Genomic DNA, 17784 nt, shown 5'->3' with positions numbered 1-17784 from the left:
ACGGTCATCTTTTCCATGCATGCATCGCGCCTTGCCCCGCAACGCCACCGCGCCCAAGATAGCGCCGAGGGCGAAGGCGCGGGCGGCAATCCGGACCAGGATACCCTGCTGCTGCTCTTGCCCGTCAAGCGCGCCAGCGACATCATCTACGGTGCGCGCTACGCCAGGCGCTTGCAGGAATGGGGCATCAAGGTTCGCGTCAGCCTGCTGCACGTGACACCGGCGCTGCCGTACCAGGCCGATGGCTTGCCCCAGCACAGCGCCAGCGACTGCCATGCGCTGGACCTGGCTACACAGCAGATGATGCACGAGGCGGGACTCTACCTGAGCCGTTCCCATCTCGCCTTCAGCACCCATATTTTCGCCGGCGAGCTGCTTTTCACGATACTCGACACGGCTGAACTGCTGGGCTGCCATGAAGTTATCTTGCCCGCGCACAGGCATAGCGGCTGGCCCCGGCATTTTTCGGGCGGACTGGCCGCCAGACTGGCGCGCAGCACCCGCAGCACCACCATCTTGCTGGCAAACCACGAGGGCGTCAGCAGCCCGGTACCCGTCTGAGCCAAAACGGCTTGGACGTTCTCTCTTTATCATGGACATGCGCACGATGATGCCAACTATTACCCTATCTGACGGCTTGATGGCGATGCCAAGCGGCATGCGCCGCTGGCGCGAAATGCTCAAGCTGCATCTGCGCGCCCGCGTGCAACAGCGCCAAACCCGGCTATGGCTACAACTGCTGAACTCGCATCCGGTCTTTCATGATCTGGTACAAGCCTATCCGCACATGATCCACAAGGTCTACCGCCCTTATCTGAGCCTGACGCTGAATTGCGGCCAGCGCGTGGCATTGCTTGCCGAACACTACCGCTTCATCTTGCAGCAAGGCTGGGGCAAGCTGATGAGCCAAGCGGCGCACGGGCCCGTGCGACTGGCCACGGTGCCGGGCAAGTCGGGAGCGCCCTACCATCTGCAACTGTGTTCGCTGCACCCCATGGACCGCGAAGGCGAGATGGTGCTGCAACTGATGCATGAGGATGACGTGCTCTATTCGATCGCCTTTTCTTTCTTTGGCTGCCCCTTGCGCTCCACCCTGGGCGTGAGCGTCGGCTGCGTGCAAGGCCCGAAGGGCCAGGAAAGCGCCCACCGCGTGCGTGAAGCAACGCGCGACCTGCATGGCATGCGTCCCAAGACGCTGATGGTGCGCCTGGTACGCCAGTTGGGATACGAACACGGCTGCCGCAAGATGCTACTTGTCGGCAATATCAACCGCGCCGTGCACCACTCCGCCAAGAAAGGCCGTTTGTTCGCCGACTACAATGCGTTATGGCAAGAACTGGGAGCGCAAGCGCGCCAGGATGGCGATTTTGAGTTGGCGTGCGAAGACCTGCCCTTGCCTGCGCTGCAAGAAATTCCTTCAAAAAAACGCTCGGAAGCGCGCAAACGCCACGAACTGACACTAGCCATGATCGCCAGCCTGCGCAGCGGTCTCGACGCCCATCGCAGCACGGTGCAGGTCGCCACGCCTAGCGCTGCGGTAGCCGCCAACGATGTACGGCAATCAGCCGGCCTCGACGACGACGACTACGTTTCCGCTGCCGCCTGAGCGTCCCTGGCCCCACACGGCGCCCCGCCCCCGCGTCGTTGCTCGCCGTCACTAGCCACACCGCCTTCCCTCTTGCGCCACACGCTAGAACCCATGCGTGGCGCAATCCTGTTACGCTAGCGCTATCGGTCATGCATTACGGTGCGCCGGTTCCCCCAACGCTTACTAGGAGGCAAGTCATGCGCGTAGACATCTACCGCCGGGCCGAGCACGACGGCATTTTTTCCTACCTCGCCGTGCCGGAAGGAAAGCTCATTCCGGAAGAAGTTACCAATACAGACTGGCAGCTCGAAGTACGTGCCAGCGAAGTGGCCGACGATGCCAAGGCCTTGCCCGACTTTCATATCGAACAGCCGCACCAGCAGATCGCTGCCAAAGGCTATGCGATCACGGGCCTGAAAGACATGTAAACGTCAAAAGCCAAACCCGATTCACATCCGGTTTGGCTTTGGCGTAGCGCCTGCGCTGCAGCCGGTCAGTATTCGACCGCCACCTCTTGCGCACCCAGCATTTGCTCCAGTGCCATCTGCAATTCATCCGATGGCGCCACTTTCCACTCGTCCCCAAACTGCAGCACGCAACTGACGCCTTGCGGGCTGACCCGCGCAGCGATAGGCAAGCCCGTCTCGGCACGGTGCGGCATGATCACATCACGGATGCGCTTGGCGTCCAGGGTCGCCGGCAACGTCAGGCCCAACTGGCGGCCATACTGTACGCGCGCGGCGATGATGTCGAAAGCGCTCTCGGCCGTGATGCGCAAGCCGCCCGAAAAACGGTCTTCCGACACCTTGCCCACGACGGCCAGGAATTCATCTTCCTTGAAGATTTTCCGGTTGGCGTCGAACAATTCGCCATATACCGTCACTTCCACCGTGCCACTCTTGTCGTCCAGGGTGACGATGAGGATCTTGCCGCGCTGCGTCATCTGCGTGCGCAAGCCCGTGATGACGCCGGCCATCATGCGCGGTTCGCGCGATGGCGACAATTCGGACAATTTCGTGCGCGCAAAACGGCGCGCCTCGGGCGCATACGAATCGAACAAGTGGCCGGAAAGGTAGAAGCCCAGCGCGATCTTTTCTTCCGTCAGGCGCTGCTTGTCGGTCCACACGGGCACCTTGACGTACTCGGGCGGCGCCACCATGTCGCTGTCGTCGCCGCCGAACAGGCTCACCTGGTTCGCCGCCTTGGCGGCCTGGTCCGCGCATTCCATGGCGAACGCCACGGACGCGAGCAGGATGGCGCGGTCGACCTTCAGGCAGTCGAAGGCACCGCTGCGTATCAGTGACTCGATGGTGCGGCGGTTGATTTGCTTTTTATCGACACGCTTGCAGAAATCGAACAGGCTGGTGAACGGTCCGCCCGCCTCGCGAGCGGCGATGATCGCTTCGATGGCGTTCTGGCCCGAGCCTTTCACGGCGCCCAGGCCATAACGGATTTGCGTGACCTTTTTACCGCTCACGGACGGCGCTTCGCCGCTCGGCGTGAAGCGGTAGTCCGATTCGTTGATATCGGGCGGCAACAAGGTCAGCTTGCAGATTTCCAGCGAGTCTTCCACCAGGATCTTGATCTTGTCCGTGTCGTCCATGGCCAGCGACAAGTTGGCGGCCATGAAGGCGGCAGTGTGGTGCGCTTTCAAATACGCCGTGTGGTACGACAGCAAGGCGTAGGCGGCGGCGTGCGATTTGTTGAAACCGTAGCCGGCGAACTTTTCCATCAAGTCGAAGATCTCGTCGGCCTTTTCCGCCGTCAAGCCGTCTTTCGCCGCCCCCGCGCGGAAGATCTCGCGGTGCTCGGCCATTTCCTCGGCCTTCTTCTTACCCATGGCGCGGCGCAGCATGTCGGCGCCGCCCAGCGAGTAGCCGCCGACGATCTGCGCCATCTGCATCACTTGCTCCTGATACACCATGATGCCGTAGGTTTCGGACAGAATCGATTCCGTACGCGGGTCGGGATAATCGAAGCGCTCACCGTGCTTGCGCTTGCAAAAGTCGGGAATCAGGTCCATCGGGCCCGGACGATACAGGGCCACCAGCGCAATAATGTCTTCGAAACGGTCGGGACGCGCATCTTTCAGCATGCCCTGCATGCCGCGCGACTCAAGCTGGAACACGGCCACAGTCTTGGCCTTGGTCAGCAAGTCGTAGGACGGCTTGTCGTTCAGTGGCAAGGTAGCCAGGTCGAAATCGGCTTGCGCGGGATCGAGCTGCTTGATGTAGCGCACGGCGCGGTCGAGAATCGTCAGCGTGGTCAAGCCCAAAAAGTCGAACTTCACCAGGCCGACGGCTTCCACATCGTCCTTGTCGTACTGCGACACGACGCCCGAGTCGCCGCCCTGCGTGTACAGCGGGCAGAAATCCGTCAGCTTGCCCGGGGCGATCAGCACGCCCCCGGCGTGCATGCCGATATTGCGCGTGATGCCTTCCACTTGCTGCGCCAGCTCCAGCAACTGCTTGACCTCTTCCTCGTTTTCCAGGCGCTCCTTGAGCAGCGGCTCTTCCTCAATGGCATCGGCGATCGACACGGGTTTGCCCGGTTTGAACGGGATCAGCTTGGAAATGCCGTCGCAGAAGTTATAGCCGAAATCCATTACGCGGCCCACGTCGCGGATCGCCCCCTTGGCCGCCATGGTACCGAAGGTGGCGATCTGCGAGACCGCCTCCTTGCCATACAAATCCTTGACGTGCTGAATGACGCGGTCGCGCCCTTCCTGGCAAAAGTCGATATCGAAGTCGGGCATCGAGACGCGTTCGGGATTCAGGAAACGCTCGAACAGCAGGTTGTACTGCAATGGATCGAGGTCGGTAATGAGCAGCGAATACGCCACCAGCGAACCCGCACCCGAACCACGGCCCGGGCCGACGGGCACGCCGTTTTCCTTGGCCCACTGGATAAACTCGGCCACGATGAGGAAGTAGCCAGGGAATTTCATGTTGCAAATCGTGTCCGTCTCGAATTTCAAACGCGATTCGTAGCGCGGCCGTTCCTTTTCACGGCGCTCGGGATCGGGATACAGCTGTAACAAGCGTTTTTCCAGGCCAGCCTGCGATTCGGCGACGAGGAACTGGTCGATCGTCATGCCGGGCGGCGTGGGGAAATTCGGCAGTTGCGGCTTGCCCAGGGTCAAGGTCAAGTTACAGCGTTTGGCGATTTCCACGGAATTGGCCAGCGCGGCCGGCAAGTCGGCGAACAATTCCGCCATGTCAGCCTGCGACAGGAAGCGCTGGCTGTCGTTGAAGCGTTTCACGCGCTTGGCGTTGGCCAGCATTTCGCCTTCGGCGATACAGGTGCGGGCTTCGTGGGCAATGAATTCTTCAGGGGAAATGAATTGCACGGGATGCGTGGCCACCACTGGTAAACCCAGCTTGGCCGCCAGCGCCACCGCATGACGCACCTGTGCCTCTTGGTTGGCCTGGCCGCCGCGCTGGATTTCAATATAGAAATGGCCAGGGAAAATCTCGGCCCAGCGCTGGGCATTGCGTTCGGCCAAGGCCAGGTTGCCATTCTCGATAGCAATACCAACATCGCCGAAATGCGCGCCGGACAGGGCGATCAGGCCATTGGCCGCGCTTTCGCCCGGATACAGATCATAGGTATTCGTCGCCAGCGCCTGCAGCCACTCGATGCGCAGCTCGGCGCGTCCCTTGTACTGGTTGGTCAGCCAGGCCATCGACAGCAGTTCGCACAACTGCAGATAGCCCATGCGGTTCTTCGCCAGCAACAACAGCCGCGACGGCTTTTCACGGTTGTCGTCATTCGTGATCCACACATCGACGCCGACGATGGGCTTGATGCCCTTGCCGCGCGCTTCCTTGTAGAACTTGACCATGCCAAACAGGTTCGACAAGTCGGTAACGGCCAGCGCCACCTGCTTGTCCTTCGCCGCCGCCTTGACCACATCGTCGATACGCACCAGGCCATCGACGATCGAATACTCCGAGTGCACGCGCAAGTGGACGAAGGCGGGTCCTTGCGGGGCTTGCTGCATCGCTTGCGGTGAACCTGCCGGAGCGCCGGCCTCTTGCATTACCATTTCCATCCTGTGTACCGTTTCGTGCAAAATTCAATGGGGTCTATTCTACCGCGTCGCGGGTACGGACCGGGTATCCTGCCAGGCCTGTCGGGCTTATAATATCGGCTGTTCAGTCTAAGCCGATCGCCATCATGCAAGCCATCACCCCAGCAACACCCGCCGTTTCCGCCGCCGTCAGCCCGCTGGCCGCCACGTTTGTCAATATCGCCGCGTATAAATTCATTACGCTGGCCGATACGGAAGCCATGCGCCCCTTGTATCAGGAGCAATGCCTGGCACTGGAACTGAAGGGCACGATCCTGCTGACGCCGGAAGGCATCAATATGTTCCTGTCCGGCACGCGCGAGCATATCGATGCCTTCCTCGCCTGGGTGCGCAGCGACGAACGCCTGGCCGATCTGGAGTGGAAGGAAAGCTTGTCGAACGAGCAATCGCACAAGCGCATGCTGGTCAAGCTGAAAAAAGAAATCATCACCATGCGCATGCCGCTGATCAAGCCGGAACTGGGCCGCGCCCCGTCAGTCGACGCGCATACGCTCAAGCGCTGGCTCGACGCCGGCGTGGACGACGCGGGCAAACCCGTGGTCATGATGGAAACGCGCAACGCCTTTGAAGTGGACGTGGGTACGTTCAACAACACGCTTGATTACCGCATTGACAAGTTCACGGAATTCCCGGCCGTCGCCGCAGCGCACAAGGACGAACTGGAAGGCAAGACCGTCGTCACCTTCTGCACAGGCGGCATCCGCTGCGAAAAGGCCGCCATCCACATGAAGGAAATCGGTTACGACAGCGTGTACCAGCTCGACGGCGGCATCCTGAAGTATTTCGAGGAAGTGGGCGGCGAGCACTATACGGGCGACTGTTTCGTGTTCGATTACCGCACCGCCCTGAACCCGAAACTGGAACCGACGGAAACGGTGCAGTGTTTTGTGTGCCGCGCCGTCGTTACGCCGCGTCAGCAATTGGCGCCGGAATATGTGTATGAAGTGTCTTGCCCAAACTGCCACGATAAAACGATGCCTTGATGTGCTTACGATTTCGCCATTTCCCAGGCGGAATCTTTCAAAAAAATCAATTCAAAATAGCAATTGATCAGCATTTTCTCTGCCAGGCCTGGCGCTGTCCAGGCGGCTCAAAGAAGCAAACAAATGTAACAATATTGGATTTGTTTGCCATTCTCATAAACACTCGCTTTCTTTGGCTCATTGAGTCATGTGAAATATTCAATTGCCAGCTGCTTCGTGCCGAACTGCCCACAGGCGGCTTGCCTATGGGAAAACAACAACACGCCCTGTGGAAAGCGCTCACTAGTACGCGGGAAAACTGCTGTAAATTCGGCAATTTATGGGGTTCTGAATTATAATCAAGAGTTAAGGATTGATTGATTTTTTCAGTTATTAACCTCATGAAATATACGCATCTTGGATAGACAAATTCTCGTTGCCTACTATTATTAGAGAAATGAATTGACAGCATCTCTTATTTGTATTTTTTTGCTCAGGAAGCTCAGATGATTTTAGTGACAGGTGGCGCAGGCTTTATCGGATCGAATTTCGTTCTGGATTGGCTCGCGCAAAGTAATGAACCGGTAATTAATCTGGATAAGCTGACGTATGCAGGAAATTTAAATAACTTGCTAGCGGTACAAAACGACCCACGTCACCAGTTTGTCAAAGGCGATATCAATGACGGTGCCTTGCTGGCACAGTTATTGGCACAGCATAAGCCACGTGCCATCGTGCATTTTGCAGCGGAGAGCCATGTCGACCGCTCGATTCATGGACCTGCAGATTTTATCAGCACCAATATCAATGGCACCTTCAGCCTGTTGGAAGCCGTGCGCACCCATTGGCAAGCACTGCCTGAAGCAGAACGTATGGCATTTCGCTTCCTGCATGTCTCGACCGATGAAGTGTACGGGACACTGGGGCCGGATGATGCTCCGTTTACCGAAACCACGCCTTATGCGCCCAACAGCCCTTACTCGGCAACAAAAGCAGCCTCGGACCATTTGGTGCGCTCCTATCATCATACCTATGGCTTGCCGACGCTGACCACCAATTGCTCGAACAATTATGGTTCCTATCATTTCCCGGAAAAGCTGATTCCCTTAATCATTGCCAACGCGCGCGCTGGCAAGCCCTTGCCTATTTATGGCGATGGCCAGCAGGTGCGCGACTGGCTGTATGTCAGCGATCACTGCACGGCCATTCGCCGGGTACTGGAAAGCGGACGTACGGGAGAAACCTACAATATCGGCGGCTGGAACGAAAAAGCCAATCTCGACGTCGTGCATATCCTGTGCGACATCCTCGATGAACTGCAACCGAAGGCAGCTGGCGGCAGCTATCGCGAGCAAATCAGCTATGTTGCCGACAGGCCCGGACATGACCGGCGCTATGCCATCGATGCACGCAAGATTGAGCGCGAACTGGGCTGGAAGCCGGCAGAAACCTTCGACACCGGCATACGCAAGACGGTGCAATGGTATCTGGACAACGATGCATGGGTGCGCGACGTACAATCCGGCGCTTACCTGACCTGGCTGGAAAAAAACTATGTGGCCCGCGCCGAACAGAAGGCGGAGGCCTGATGGAAGCCAAACTGGCCCGCAAAGGCATCATCCTGGCTGGAGGTTCAGGCACACGCCTGTATCCCGTGACCATGTCGGTCTCGAAGCAACTGTTGCCCGTGTACGACAAGCCGATGATTTATTATCCGCTGACAACATTGATGCTGGCGGGAATACGCGACATCCTGGTCATTTCCACGCCCTCCGATACGCCCCGCTTTCAAGAGTTGCTGGGTGACGGTAGCCAATGGGGGATTAAGCTGAGCTATGCGGTACAGCCATCACCCGATGGCCTGGCGCAGGCGTTTCTCATCGGCCGCGAGTTTCTGGGCGATGCGCCCTCGGCATTAATCTTGGGCGACAATATTTATTATGGGCATGATTTTGAATCGAGCCTGTCTGCCGCGACCGAGCGCACTGACGGCGCAACCGTATTTGCCTATCATGTGCAAGATCCGGAGCGATATGGCGTGGTGGAATTCGACGCCAATCAGCAAGCCATCAGCATAGAAGAAAAGCCATTGCAGCCAAAGTCGAACTATGCCGTCACTGGCCTGTATTTTTACGACAAGGACATTGCCGATATCGCCGCATCGATCAAGCCCTCCGAACGGGGAGAGCTAGAAATTACCGATGTCAACCGCGTCTATCTGAACCGCGGAACGCTCAAGGTGGAACGCATGGGGCGCGGCATGGCCTGGCTCGATACAGGTACGCACGAGTCACTGCTCGAAGCAAGCCAATTTATTGCCACCATCGAACACCGCCAAGGCTTGAAAGTTGCTTGCCCTGAGGAAATTGCTTACCGTAAAGGCTACATTACCGCCAACCAGTTGGAACAGCTTGCTCAACCGCTGAAAAAAAACGGTTACGGACAATATTTGTTACGCCTGTTGAATGATAATATTTTTTAAGCCATGCATATTCAAACCACTGTCATTCCCGACGTATTGATCCTCGAACCCAAAGTATTTGGCGACGATCGGGGCTTTTTTTACGAAAGCTTCAACCTGCAGCGCTTTGCCGACTTGACGGGCATTACCGCCAATTTCGTCCAGGATAACCACTCCAAGTCCAGCAGGAATGTCCTGCGCGGCCTGCATTACCAGATCCAGCAACCGCAAGGCAAGCTGGTGCGTGTCGTGGCAGGCGAGGTCTTCGATGTCGCCGTCGATATCCGCGCCTCCTCCCCGACGTTTGGTAAATGGGTCGGCGTCGTGCTGTCTGCCGAGAACAAACGTCAGCTCTGGATACCTGAAGGATTTGCCCACGGCTTCATGGTGACCAGCGAGAGCGCCGAATTTCTCTACAAGTGCACGGACTATTGGGCACCCGAGTTTGAGCGCAGCATTGCCTGGAATGATGCGGATATCGGCATTGACTGGCCATTGCATGGCGACGCACCCATGCTGTCGGCAAAAGATCAACTGGGCAAGCAACTGGCAGCTGCCGAGGTCTTCGCATGAAAATCCTCATTACTGGCAAGACCGGGCAGCTCGGATATGCATTGCAGAAACGCCTGCAGGACATGGGTGAAGTGATAGCGCTGGACCGCTCGCAAATGGACTTGGCCGACCTCGATCAGGTTCGAAGCGTGATCCGCGCAATCGAGCCAGACCTGATCATCAATCCGGCGGCCTATACGGCCGTCGACAAGGCAGAGACCGAGCTGGCGCTGGCGATGCGCATCAATGGCGAAGCGCCAGGAGTCATGGCGCAAGAAGCCAAGCGGCTCGGTGCAGCCATCATCCACTACTCGACTGACTATGTCTTCGACGGCAGCAAGGGCAGTCCATACACGGAAGACGATGCAACGGGGCCGCTCAATGCCTATGGCCGCAGCAAGCTGGCGGGCGAGCAGGCGGTGCGCGAAAGCGGCGCAAGCCACCTGATATTGCGCACAAGCTGGATATACGGTGAGCATGGCAACAATTTTCTAAAAACGGTGCTCCGCCTGGCACAGGCGCGGGATGAGCTGCGCATCGTTGCCGATCAACATGGAGCGCCCACCTGCAGCGCCAGTATTGCCGATGCAACGGCCTGCGCCATTGCCAAACTCGGTTCGCCCTCCGGTTTCGCGACGGCAGAAGACGCCAGGACTGATGCGTGGAAACAACACTCCGGCCTGTATCATCTGACTGCACAAGGGGAAACCACCTGGTATGGCTTTTCCAAAGCCATCTTGGACCATCCATCAACGTCCAGGAAACCACCAGTCGTCCCTATTGCCACGCAAGACTACCCATTGCCGGCAGAACGGCCGGCCTACTCGGTGTTGTCCAGCGCGCGGTTTATCAAGACCTTCTGTGCGTTGCCGGATTGGCATGATGCACTCACGCTTTGCCTCGATGGCATGGCCAAAGACAACAATCAGTAAGCAACAGAAGTTGTCAATTCAATAAAAATAACGGCGCTAGCAGCCACCACTTCGATCAAGAGGAATAATTAATAATGAAAGCAGTCATTCTTGCCGGCGGCCTTGGCACCCGAATTTCCGAAGAGACACATCTCAAGCCAAAACCGATGATTGAAATTGGTGGCAAACCAATCCTGTGGCACATCATGCAGAGCTACTCAGCGCACGGCATTAATGATTTCGTGATTTGCTGTGGCTACAAGGGCTATGTGATCAAGGAATATTTCGCCAATTATTTTTTGCATACATCCGATGTCACTTTCGATATGCAAAACAATCAGATGGAGGTACACGCACGCAATGCCGAGCCCTGGAAGGTGACCTTGGTCGATACTGGTGACGAAACCATGACGGGGGGCCGATTGAAGCGCGTCCGCGAATATCTGAATGATGAAGAAATGTTCTGCTTCACCTATGGCGACGGTGTCAGCGATGTCGACATCACCGCGCTGGTCGAATTCCACCGCGCGAATGGCAAGCTCGCCACCGTCACCGCGACCCAGCCACCGGGCCGCTTTGGCGCCCTGAGCCTGGACGGCCACAAGATCAACAGTTTCCAGGAAAAGCCGCAAGGCGACGGCGCCTGGATCAATGGCGGCTATTTTGTCCTTTCACCAAAAGTCATCGACTTCATCAGCAATGATGCTACCGTCTGGGAAAAGGAACCGATGGAGAGCCTGGCCAAACAAGGTGAAATGAATGCCTTCTTCCATCACGGCTTCTGGCAACCGATGGATACCTTGCGCGATAAAGTGCATCTGGAAGAACTGTGGCAATCGGGCAAGGCGCCCTGGAAGGCGAAGTGATGAATTCCACATTCTGGCAAGGGAAACGTGTTTTCCTCACCGGCCATACCGGCTTCAAGGGAGGCTGGCTGAGCCTGTGGTTGCAGCAGCTTGGTGCCGACGTGACCGGTTACGCGCTGGAAGCGCCCACTAAGCCCAGCCTGTTTGAGGTGGCTAATGTAGCGCACGGCATGCAGTCGGTCATTGGCGACGTGCGCGATGGCGACGCCGTCAAACGCGCCATGGCTGCCGCGCGCCCGGACATCGTGATTCACATGGCGGCTCAGCCGCTGGTGCGCTACTCGTACGTGAACCCGGTGGAAACGTATGCCACCAACGTGATGGGCGTGGTCAACCTGCTCGAAGCCGTGCGCGCCACGCCAGGCGTGCGCGCAGTGGTGAATGTCACCAGCGACAAATGTTACGAAAACCGCGAGTGGCCCTGGGGCTACCGCGAAAACGAAGCCATGGGCGGTTATGACCCGTATAGCAACAGCAAGGGCTGTGCGGAACTCGTCACGGCCGGCTATCGCAGTTCCTTCTTCAATGCGGAGAAATATGCGGAGCACGGTATTGCCCTGGGCAGCGGCCGCGCCGGCAACGTCATCGGCGGTGGCGACTGGGCGCTGGATCGCTTGATTCCGGACATGCTGCGCGCCATCGGCGCCGGTGAACCCGTCATGATCCGCAACCCCCACGCCATTCGTCCGTGGCAGCACGTGCTCGAGCCGCTCAGCGGCTATCTGACCCTGGCGGAAAAACTGTACACGGAAGGTCCCGTCCATGCCGAAGGCTGGAATTTCGGTCCGTACGATACCGATGCCAAACCGGTGGAGTGGATCATCGAGCGCATGACGCAAGAATGGGGCGCTGGTGCTTCCTGGTCGCTCGATGGCCAGGACCATCCGCACGAAGCAAGCTATCTGAAACTCGATTGTTCCAAGGCCCGCAGCACGCTGGGCTGGCATCCGCGTTGGGACATTGGCCGGACCATCGCCAACATTGTCGAGTGGCATAAGGCGTTCGACCAGGGTGCAGACATGCGTGCGTTCACCCTGGCGCAAATCGCCACTTATCAAAATACCTAATAAATCATCCAACAAATTGAAGGCTGTATCATGAGCGAACAACTGACCCAACAACAAATCCGCGAACAGATCGCTGCACTCGTGGCGCAATATGGCGCACTGGCCAGCATACCGAAACCATTCGAACCGGGCGTGACGGTGATTCCACCTGCCGGCAAAGTGGTCGGTGCACCTGAAATGGGCCTGATGGTCGAAGCGTCGCTCGACGCCTGGTTGACGACGGGCCGTTTCAATGACGAGTTCGAAAAGCGCCTGGCCAAATTCATCGGCGTCGAATTTCTGATCACCGTGAACTCCGGTTCGTCGGCCAACCTGGTCGCCTTCTCCGCCCTGACCTCACCTAAATTGGGCGCGCGTGCCATCCAGCCCGGTGACGAAGTCATCGGCGTGGCCGCTGGCTTCCCGACTACCGTCAATCCTATTTTGCAGTTTGGCGCCGTGCCCGTCTTCGTCGATGTCGAACTTGGCACCTACAATATCGATGCCTCGAAAATCGAAGCGGCCATCACGGACAAGACCAAGGCCATCATGCTGGCCCATACCCTGGGCAATCCATTCAATCTGGAAGTCATCGTCGCGCTGTGCAAGAAATACAATCTGTGGCTGGTGGAAGATTGCTGTGACGCCCTGGGCGCCACGTACAACGGCCAGATGTGCGGCACTTTTGGCGATATCGGCACCATGAGTTTCTACCCTGCGCACCATATCACCATGGGCGAAGGCGGCGCGGTCTTCACCAACAATCCGGAACTGAAAGCGATTGCCGAATCGTTCCGCGACTGGGGCCGCGACTGCTATTGCGCGCCGGGCAAGGATAATACCTGCGGCCAGCGCTTCTGCTGCAAGCTGGGCACGCTGCCGGAAGGCTATGACCACAAGTACACCTACAGCCACCTGGGCTACAACCTGAAAATCACCGACATGCAGGCCGCTTGCGGCCTGGCGCAGATGGACCGCGCGGCTGGCTTTGTGCAGGCACGCAAGGATAACTTCGCCTATATGAAAGATGGCCTGCAAAGCTGTGCGGAATTCCTGATCCTGCCGGAAGCGACGCCAAACTCGGATCCATCGTGGTTCGGCTTCCCGATCACGTTGCGCCCGGAAGCCAATGTGGACCGTGTCAGCCTGCTGACGTTCCTCGATCAAAACAAGATTGGTACCCGTCTGCTGTTCGCCGGCAACCTGACGCGCCAGCCGTACATGATTGGTCGTAACTACCGCGTCTCGGGTGAACTGACGAATACCGACCGCATCATGCACGACACGCTGTGGATTGGCGTTTTCCCGGGTTTGACCAAGGAAATGATGGACTTCTCGATCAGCAAGATTGAAGAATTTTTTGGTGTGAATTTCTAAATTACATCATGAAACTAATAGAAGAACTCCTTCCCGCCTGTTTTTTGCTTGAGCCTAGCCGCTTTGAAGATGCGCGTGGCACCTTTGTTAAAACCTATCATGAAGGCATCTGCAAAAGTTTAGGCGTCAATCTGGATATCCAAGAGGAGTTCTATTCTGTTTCACGCAAGGACGTAATTCGCGGCATGCACTTTCAGCTACCGCCGCACGATCATGAGAAGTTGGTTTACTGTACCCGCGGCGCCGTCCGCGATGTGCTGCTAGACCTGCGAAAAGGACCAAATTACGGCAAAGTAGCTTCAGTCGACCTGTCTGGAGAAAACGGCCTGATGGTCTTTATTCCCAAAGGAATAGCCCATGGTTTTGTTGCGCTGACAGAGGAAGCGTTGATGCTGTACAAGACCAGCACGGTGCATGCCCCGTCCGCCGACTACGGCATCCACTGGGACAGCTTCGGATTCGATTGGCAAGTGACGCGCCCCCTCCTGTCGGCGCGCGATGAGCAGCACGGCGTCTTTGCCGATTTCATTTCTCCGTTTTAATAGGATATGTTACGTGAAAGTATTTCTTACAGGCGCTACCGGTTTTATAGGCAGTCAGCTGGTCAAACGTCTGCTTGGCGATAATCACGAGGTTGCAATCCTGGTACGCGAGCACTCTGATCTCAGCGTATTGCATGACGCTTTACCAAAGATCAGCGTGCATATTCATGATGGCAGCTATCTCTCATTACATGCGGCACTGGCGCAAACTCAGCCAGACGTCGTGTGTCACGTTGCCTCCTTGTTCCTGGCACAGCATCAACCGGAAGATGTGACCCGCCTGATCGAGTCAAATCTCGGCATGCCAACGCAGTTGCTTGAGGCCATGCAACAGTTGGGCCTGCGTCGCCTGATTAATACCGGCACGTCCTGGCAGCACTTTGAGGACGCTGCCTACAACCCCGTGAACCTGTATGCGGCGACCAAACAAGCATTCGAGAATTTGCTGGCTTACTATGTATCAGCGCATGGTTTTCAGGCCATCACATTGAAGCTGTTCGACACGTACGGCCCCGGCGATACCCGTGCAAAATTGTTCAGCCTGTTGCGCAAGACAGCCCGCAGCGGCGTCATGCTGCGCATGTCGCCGGGAGAGCAACTGCTCGACCTCGTGTACATCGATGACGTACTCGATGCCTACCTGTTGGCCATGCACCGCCTCCCCTCGATTGGCGCAGCGGAATGCTATGCCGTCAGCAACCCCGAACGTCTGACATTGAAAGATCTGGTGCAGGTCTACGGCGCCGTCGTAGGCAAAGACCTGCAGATAGAATGGGGTGGCCTTCCCTACCGTCCACGTGAAACGATGCAACCGTGTACACATCAGCCACGCCTGCCAGGTTGGCAGCCACATATCAGTTTGCAGCAGGGGATCGCACGCATGGAAGCCGACACGCTCATCGACGGCTTGCTGGTCGGGCCAAGCAAATGAAAAAAGACATGATCTGGGGCTACCTGTCTCAGTTTCTACAGTACGGAGCAGCTTTGCTGGTTCTGCCATTATTACTGAGAAAACTGAGTAGTGCCGAACTAGGCATCTGGTATGTCTTCATGACGATATCGGCTCTGGTGACGATGCTCGACCTCGGATTCACGCCCACGCTTGCTCGCAATGTCAGTTATGTCCTGGGCGGCGCGAAACGCCTGCTCAAGGATGGTTTCGAGGTGCTGAGCACACCGTCCCCTGTCGACTATAGCCTGTTCAACGCCATCATTCACGCAGCACGGCACATCTTCATGGTATTGGCCGGCTGCGCCTTCGTCTTGCTGGCCACTCTGGGTAGCTGGTACATCGTGCATGTATCGCAAGGGCAGATCGCCGCGCAAGAAGTGTTGCTTGCCTGGGGTGTGTTTGTTGTCGCTACAGTAATCAATCTGTATTACAAATACTATACGCCGTTGCTGCAAGGCCGCGGCCTGTATTCTGCCTTCTACAAATCGAGTGCTCTTTCCAATCTCGGCTTCGTGATTGTCACGGCCATTCTTTTGCAATGCGGACTGACCTTACTAGCGGTGGCTTTGGGATACCTTGCTTCGGCGCTCATTGGACGCTGGCTCAGCTGGTATTATTTTCACGACCAGTCTTTCCAGGCAGCCCTGCATCAGGCGCCGCCTTCCAGCATCTCCACGCGTGATATTTTCGGTATTCTCTGGCATAACGCCTGGCGCATGGGCCTTGGGGTTATCGGCGCTTTCCTGATACTAAGAGCCAATACCCTGCTATCGTCGGCCTATCTGGGCTTGGCCACCACCGCCGCGTATGCATTGACGCTGCAGGTCTATTCCGTCTTGCAAAATATGTCGATGGTTTTGTTCAATATCCAGCAACCTAAACTTGCGCAATACCGTGTCGCCAATGACCCAGAGCGCCTGCGTCACACAATACAGCTAGGCATCGGCTACGCACTCGGGATCTTTCTCTGTGGAGCGGTCATCCTAATATGTTTTGGCCCGGCCATGATTAAATGGATCGGAGGTCAAACCGGACTGGTAGCACTACCGCTGCTGATTTGGGTTGGAATCATGGTCCTACTGGAATTGAACCACTCATTGGCCGCCAGCGTCATTGTCACCGGTAACCGAGTGCCATTTGTCAAACCAGCACTCGTTTCTGGAATAGCTATTGTCACGCTCTCATGGCTCGGCCTGCGTTTTGGAGGAATGGGTCTGACGTGGCTCATTGCAAGTCAATTTACAGTACAACTCATCTATAACAATTGGAAATGGCCATACATGGTCTGGCTCGAACTGTATCGCAATAAAGCGTCGCCTGCGGCCTCCTCGCAACATCAAATGAAAGTGTAACGTTTGAACATTCTTGATATTGAAGACCAGTTTGCCATTTGTGCAGATCGCCCTTCGTCACTCATCATTGATGGTGGCAAGCACATCTTGCCAACACTGTCCATCATGATCCCGACCTATCGCCGCCCAGCCATGCTGGCGCAGGCGATTCGTTCGGTACTGGCCCAAACAAGCGATATCGACTTCGAAATCGTCGTGGTGGACAACGATCACTCAATGAGCGAGCAAATCGACGAGCTGGTTCGTCAATTTGGCGATGATCGTCTACGCCTGTTCCGCAACAGTGAGAACCTGGGTATGTTCGGTAATTGGAACCGCTGCATTGAACTGGCGCGCAGCGAATGGATTTCCATTTTGAATGATGATGATTTATTGCATCCAAATTTTGTCGACGAAATGTTTTCAGTACTGGAGAAAAAACCAGCGATTAGCATGCTGTACTGTCGTTCCATTTTCATGGATGATCGCGGTAATTTTGCCAGAAAGCTCAAAAGCACGGTAAAACAGGGCCTGAAAAATATCAAGAATACCTGGCTGATGCCGCAGCTGAGCACGATCCCGATTTCGCATGTGTATATGGATGCGCCATCAAGCGCTCTCGGCCTCATTTTCAAGCGCAGCAATGCTATGGAGATAGGTGGCTATAAAGCGTCGGCCTTTCCGAGTTCGGACTACGTATTTTTCACGATGTATTTCCTGCGCTTTGGTGCCAGCAGGCTGAACAAGACCCTGGCTTATTACCGCATACATGAAAATGAGACCGCCAACCCGAGTACCGGTGAAGGTTTTATCGCAAAAAATCTGCAATTACGCAGCAGCCTTGAACAGCATGTCAAGGCGCCGCCTTCGCTGTTGCGCATTTATGCACAACTCTATGCGTTGACCACGATAAAACAATATAAAAGCTTCTGGAATGTCGAGCTTGACCTGGATCGCCTGCGCCGTGAACACGGCTTGACGGATTTGCCAGTCTTTCCGTTTTACCATTTTAGCCGGCTGGCATTGCGTCTGTGGCTGCTCGTTTCCCGGTAACCAGATCGCAGCTATATTGAAATACGTTCAGCAATACTTTTATAAAAAAA

The 17784-nt window shown here is 56.4% G+C and carries 16 protein-coding genes; 15 read left to right on the top strand and 1 reads right to left on the bottom strand.

The window, feature by feature from the left end; all coding sequences use genetic code 11:
• Window positions 1-15 precede the first annotated feature (15 nt).
• The 3 genes from ACQ4WZ_RS00220 (at window position 16) to ACQ4WZ_RS00210 (ending at window position 2016) form a co-directional block, all read left to right on the top strand.
• Window positions 16-561 carry a universal stress protein gene (locus tag ACQ4WZ_RS00220; protein WP_436572292.1) on the top strand — a complete coding sequence of 182 codons (546 nt, stop codon included), beginning with the start codon at window positions 16-18 and terminating at the stop codon, window positions 559-561.
• A 46-nt stretch (window positions 562-607) separates the two neighbouring features.
• Entirely contained in the window at window positions 608-1606 is a 999-nt protein-coding gene (locus tag ACQ4WZ_RS00215; protein ID WP_166674696.1) for a VirK/YbjX family protein, read from the top strand.
• Between the two features lie 179 nt (window positions 1607-1785).
• The gene (locus tag ACQ4WZ_RS00210; RefSeq protein WP_436572291.1) at window positions 1786-2016 is read left to right on the top strand and encodes a DUF6139 family protein; all 231 of its coding nucleotides are present in this window, start codon (window positions 1786-1788) and stop codon (window positions 2014-2016) included.
• A gap of 65 nt (window positions 2017-2081) precedes the next feature.
• On the opposite strand, the gene dnaE is transcribed toward ACQ4WZ_RS00210, so the two are convergent.
• On the bottom strand, window positions 2082-5630 hold the full coding sequence (gene dnaE / locus ACQ4WZ_RS00205) for a DNA polymerase III subunit alpha (RefSeq protein WP_243857946.1): 3549 nt from the start codon (window positions 5628-5630) through the stop codon (window positions 2082-2084).
• A gap of 137 nt (window positions 5631-5767) precedes the next feature.
• On the opposite strand from dnaE, the gene ACQ4WZ_RS00200 reads away from it, so the two are divergent.
• From ACQ4WZ_RS00200 to ACQ4WZ_RS00145, 12 genes are all read left to right on the top strand, one after another.
• The gene (locus ACQ4WZ_RS00200; RefSeq protein WP_436572290.1) at window positions 5768-6664 is read left to right on the top strand and encodes a sulfurtransferase; all 897 of its coding nucleotides are present in this window, start codon (window positions 5768-5770) and stop codon (window positions 6662-6664) included.
• A gap of 485 nt (window positions 6665-7149) precedes the next feature.
• Window positions 7150-8232, top strand: coding sequence for a dTDP-glucose 4,6-dehydratase (rfbB, locus tag ACQ4WZ_RS00195; protein ID WP_436572289.1), 1083 nt, complete (start codon window positions 7150-7152; stop codon window positions 8230-8232).
• The gene (rfbA, locus tag ACQ4WZ_RS00190; protein ID WP_101482627.1) at window positions 8232-9125 is read left to right on the top strand and encodes a glucose-1-phosphate thymidylyltransferase RfbA; all 894 of its coding nucleotides are present in this window, start codon (window positions 8232-8234) and stop codon (window positions 9123-9125) included. The genes rfbB and rfbA overlap by 1 nt, the downstream gene beginning before the upstream one ends.
• A 3-nt stretch (window positions 9126-9128) precedes the next feature.
• Window positions 9129-9677 carry a dTDP-4-dehydrorhamnose 3,5-epimerase gene (rfbC, locus tag ACQ4WZ_RS00185; protein WP_436572288.1) on the top strand — a complete coding sequence of 183 codons (549 nt, stop codon included), beginning with the start codon at window positions 9129-9131 and terminating at the stop codon, window positions 9675-9677.
• Window positions 9674-10588, top strand: a complete 915-nt coding sequence (rfbD, locus tag ACQ4WZ_RS00180) for a dTDP-4-dehydrorhamnose reductase (RefSeq protein ID WP_436572287.1) — start codon at window positions 9674-9676, stop codon at window positions 10586-10588. Before rfbC ends, rfbD begins: the two co-directional genes overlap by 4 nt.
• A gap of 74 nt (window positions 10589-10662) precedes the next feature.
• The gene (rfbF, locus tag ACQ4WZ_RS00175) at window positions 10663-11433 is read left to right on the top strand and encodes a glucose-1-phosphate cytidylyltransferase (protein ID WP_101482630.1); all 771 of its coding nucleotides are present in this window, start codon (window positions 10663-10665) and stop codon (window positions 11431-11433) included.
• Window positions 11433-12500 carry a CDP-glucose 4,6-dehydratase gene (rfbG, locus tag ACQ4WZ_RS00170; protein WP_101484710.1) on the top strand — a complete coding sequence of 356 codons (1068 nt, stop codon included), beginning with the start codon at window positions 11433-11435 and terminating at the stop codon, window positions 12498-12500. The genes rfbF and rfbG overlap by 1 nt, the downstream gene beginning before the upstream one ends.
• 30 nt (window positions 12501-12530) lie before the next feature.
• A complete protein-coding gene (rfbH, locus tag ACQ4WZ_RS00165) occupies window positions 12531-13856 on the top strand; it encodes a lipopolysaccharide biosynthesis protein RfbH (protein ID WP_101482631.1) in 1326 nt (441 codons plus the stop codon).
• 8 nt (window positions 13857-13864) lie between these two features.
• A complete protein-coding gene (locus ACQ4WZ_RS00160) occupies window positions 13865-14398 on the top strand; it encodes a dTDP-4-dehydrorhamnose 3,5-epimerase family protein (RefSeq protein WP_208327689.1) in 534 nt (177 codons plus the stop codon).
• A 13-nt stretch (window positions 14399-14411) separates the two neighbouring features.
• Entirely contained in the window at window positions 14412-15329 is a 918-nt protein-coding gene (locus ACQ4WZ_RS00155; protein ID WP_436572286.1) for an NAD-dependent epimerase/dehydratase family protein, read from the top strand.
• Window positions 15326-16702: an O-unit flippase-like protein gene (wzx, locus tag ACQ4WZ_RS00150; RefSeq protein WP_436572285.1), complete on the top strand. Its 1377-nt coding sequence runs from the start codon at window positions 15326-15328 to the stop codon at window positions 16700-16702. Before ACQ4WZ_RS00155 ends, wzx begins: the two co-directional genes overlap by 4 nt.
• A gap of 3 nt (window positions 16703-16705) precedes the next feature.
• Entirely contained in the window at window positions 16706-17734 is a 1029-nt protein-coding gene (locus ACQ4WZ_RS00145; protein ID WP_436572284.1) for a glycosyltransferase family 2 protein, read from the top strand.
• The last annotated feature ends 50 nt before the right edge of the window (window positions 17735-17784 follow it).

Origin of the sequence: Janthinobacterium darwini (assembly GCF_051380905.1) — a bacterium.
Taxonomy (GTDB): domain Bacteria; phylum Pseudomonadota; class Gammaproteobacteria; order Burkholderiales; family Burkholderiaceae_D; genus Janthinobacterium.
The sequence above is the reverse complement of the archived record's forward strand: the minus strand, read 5'-3'. Positions and strand labels throughout refer to the sequence as shown.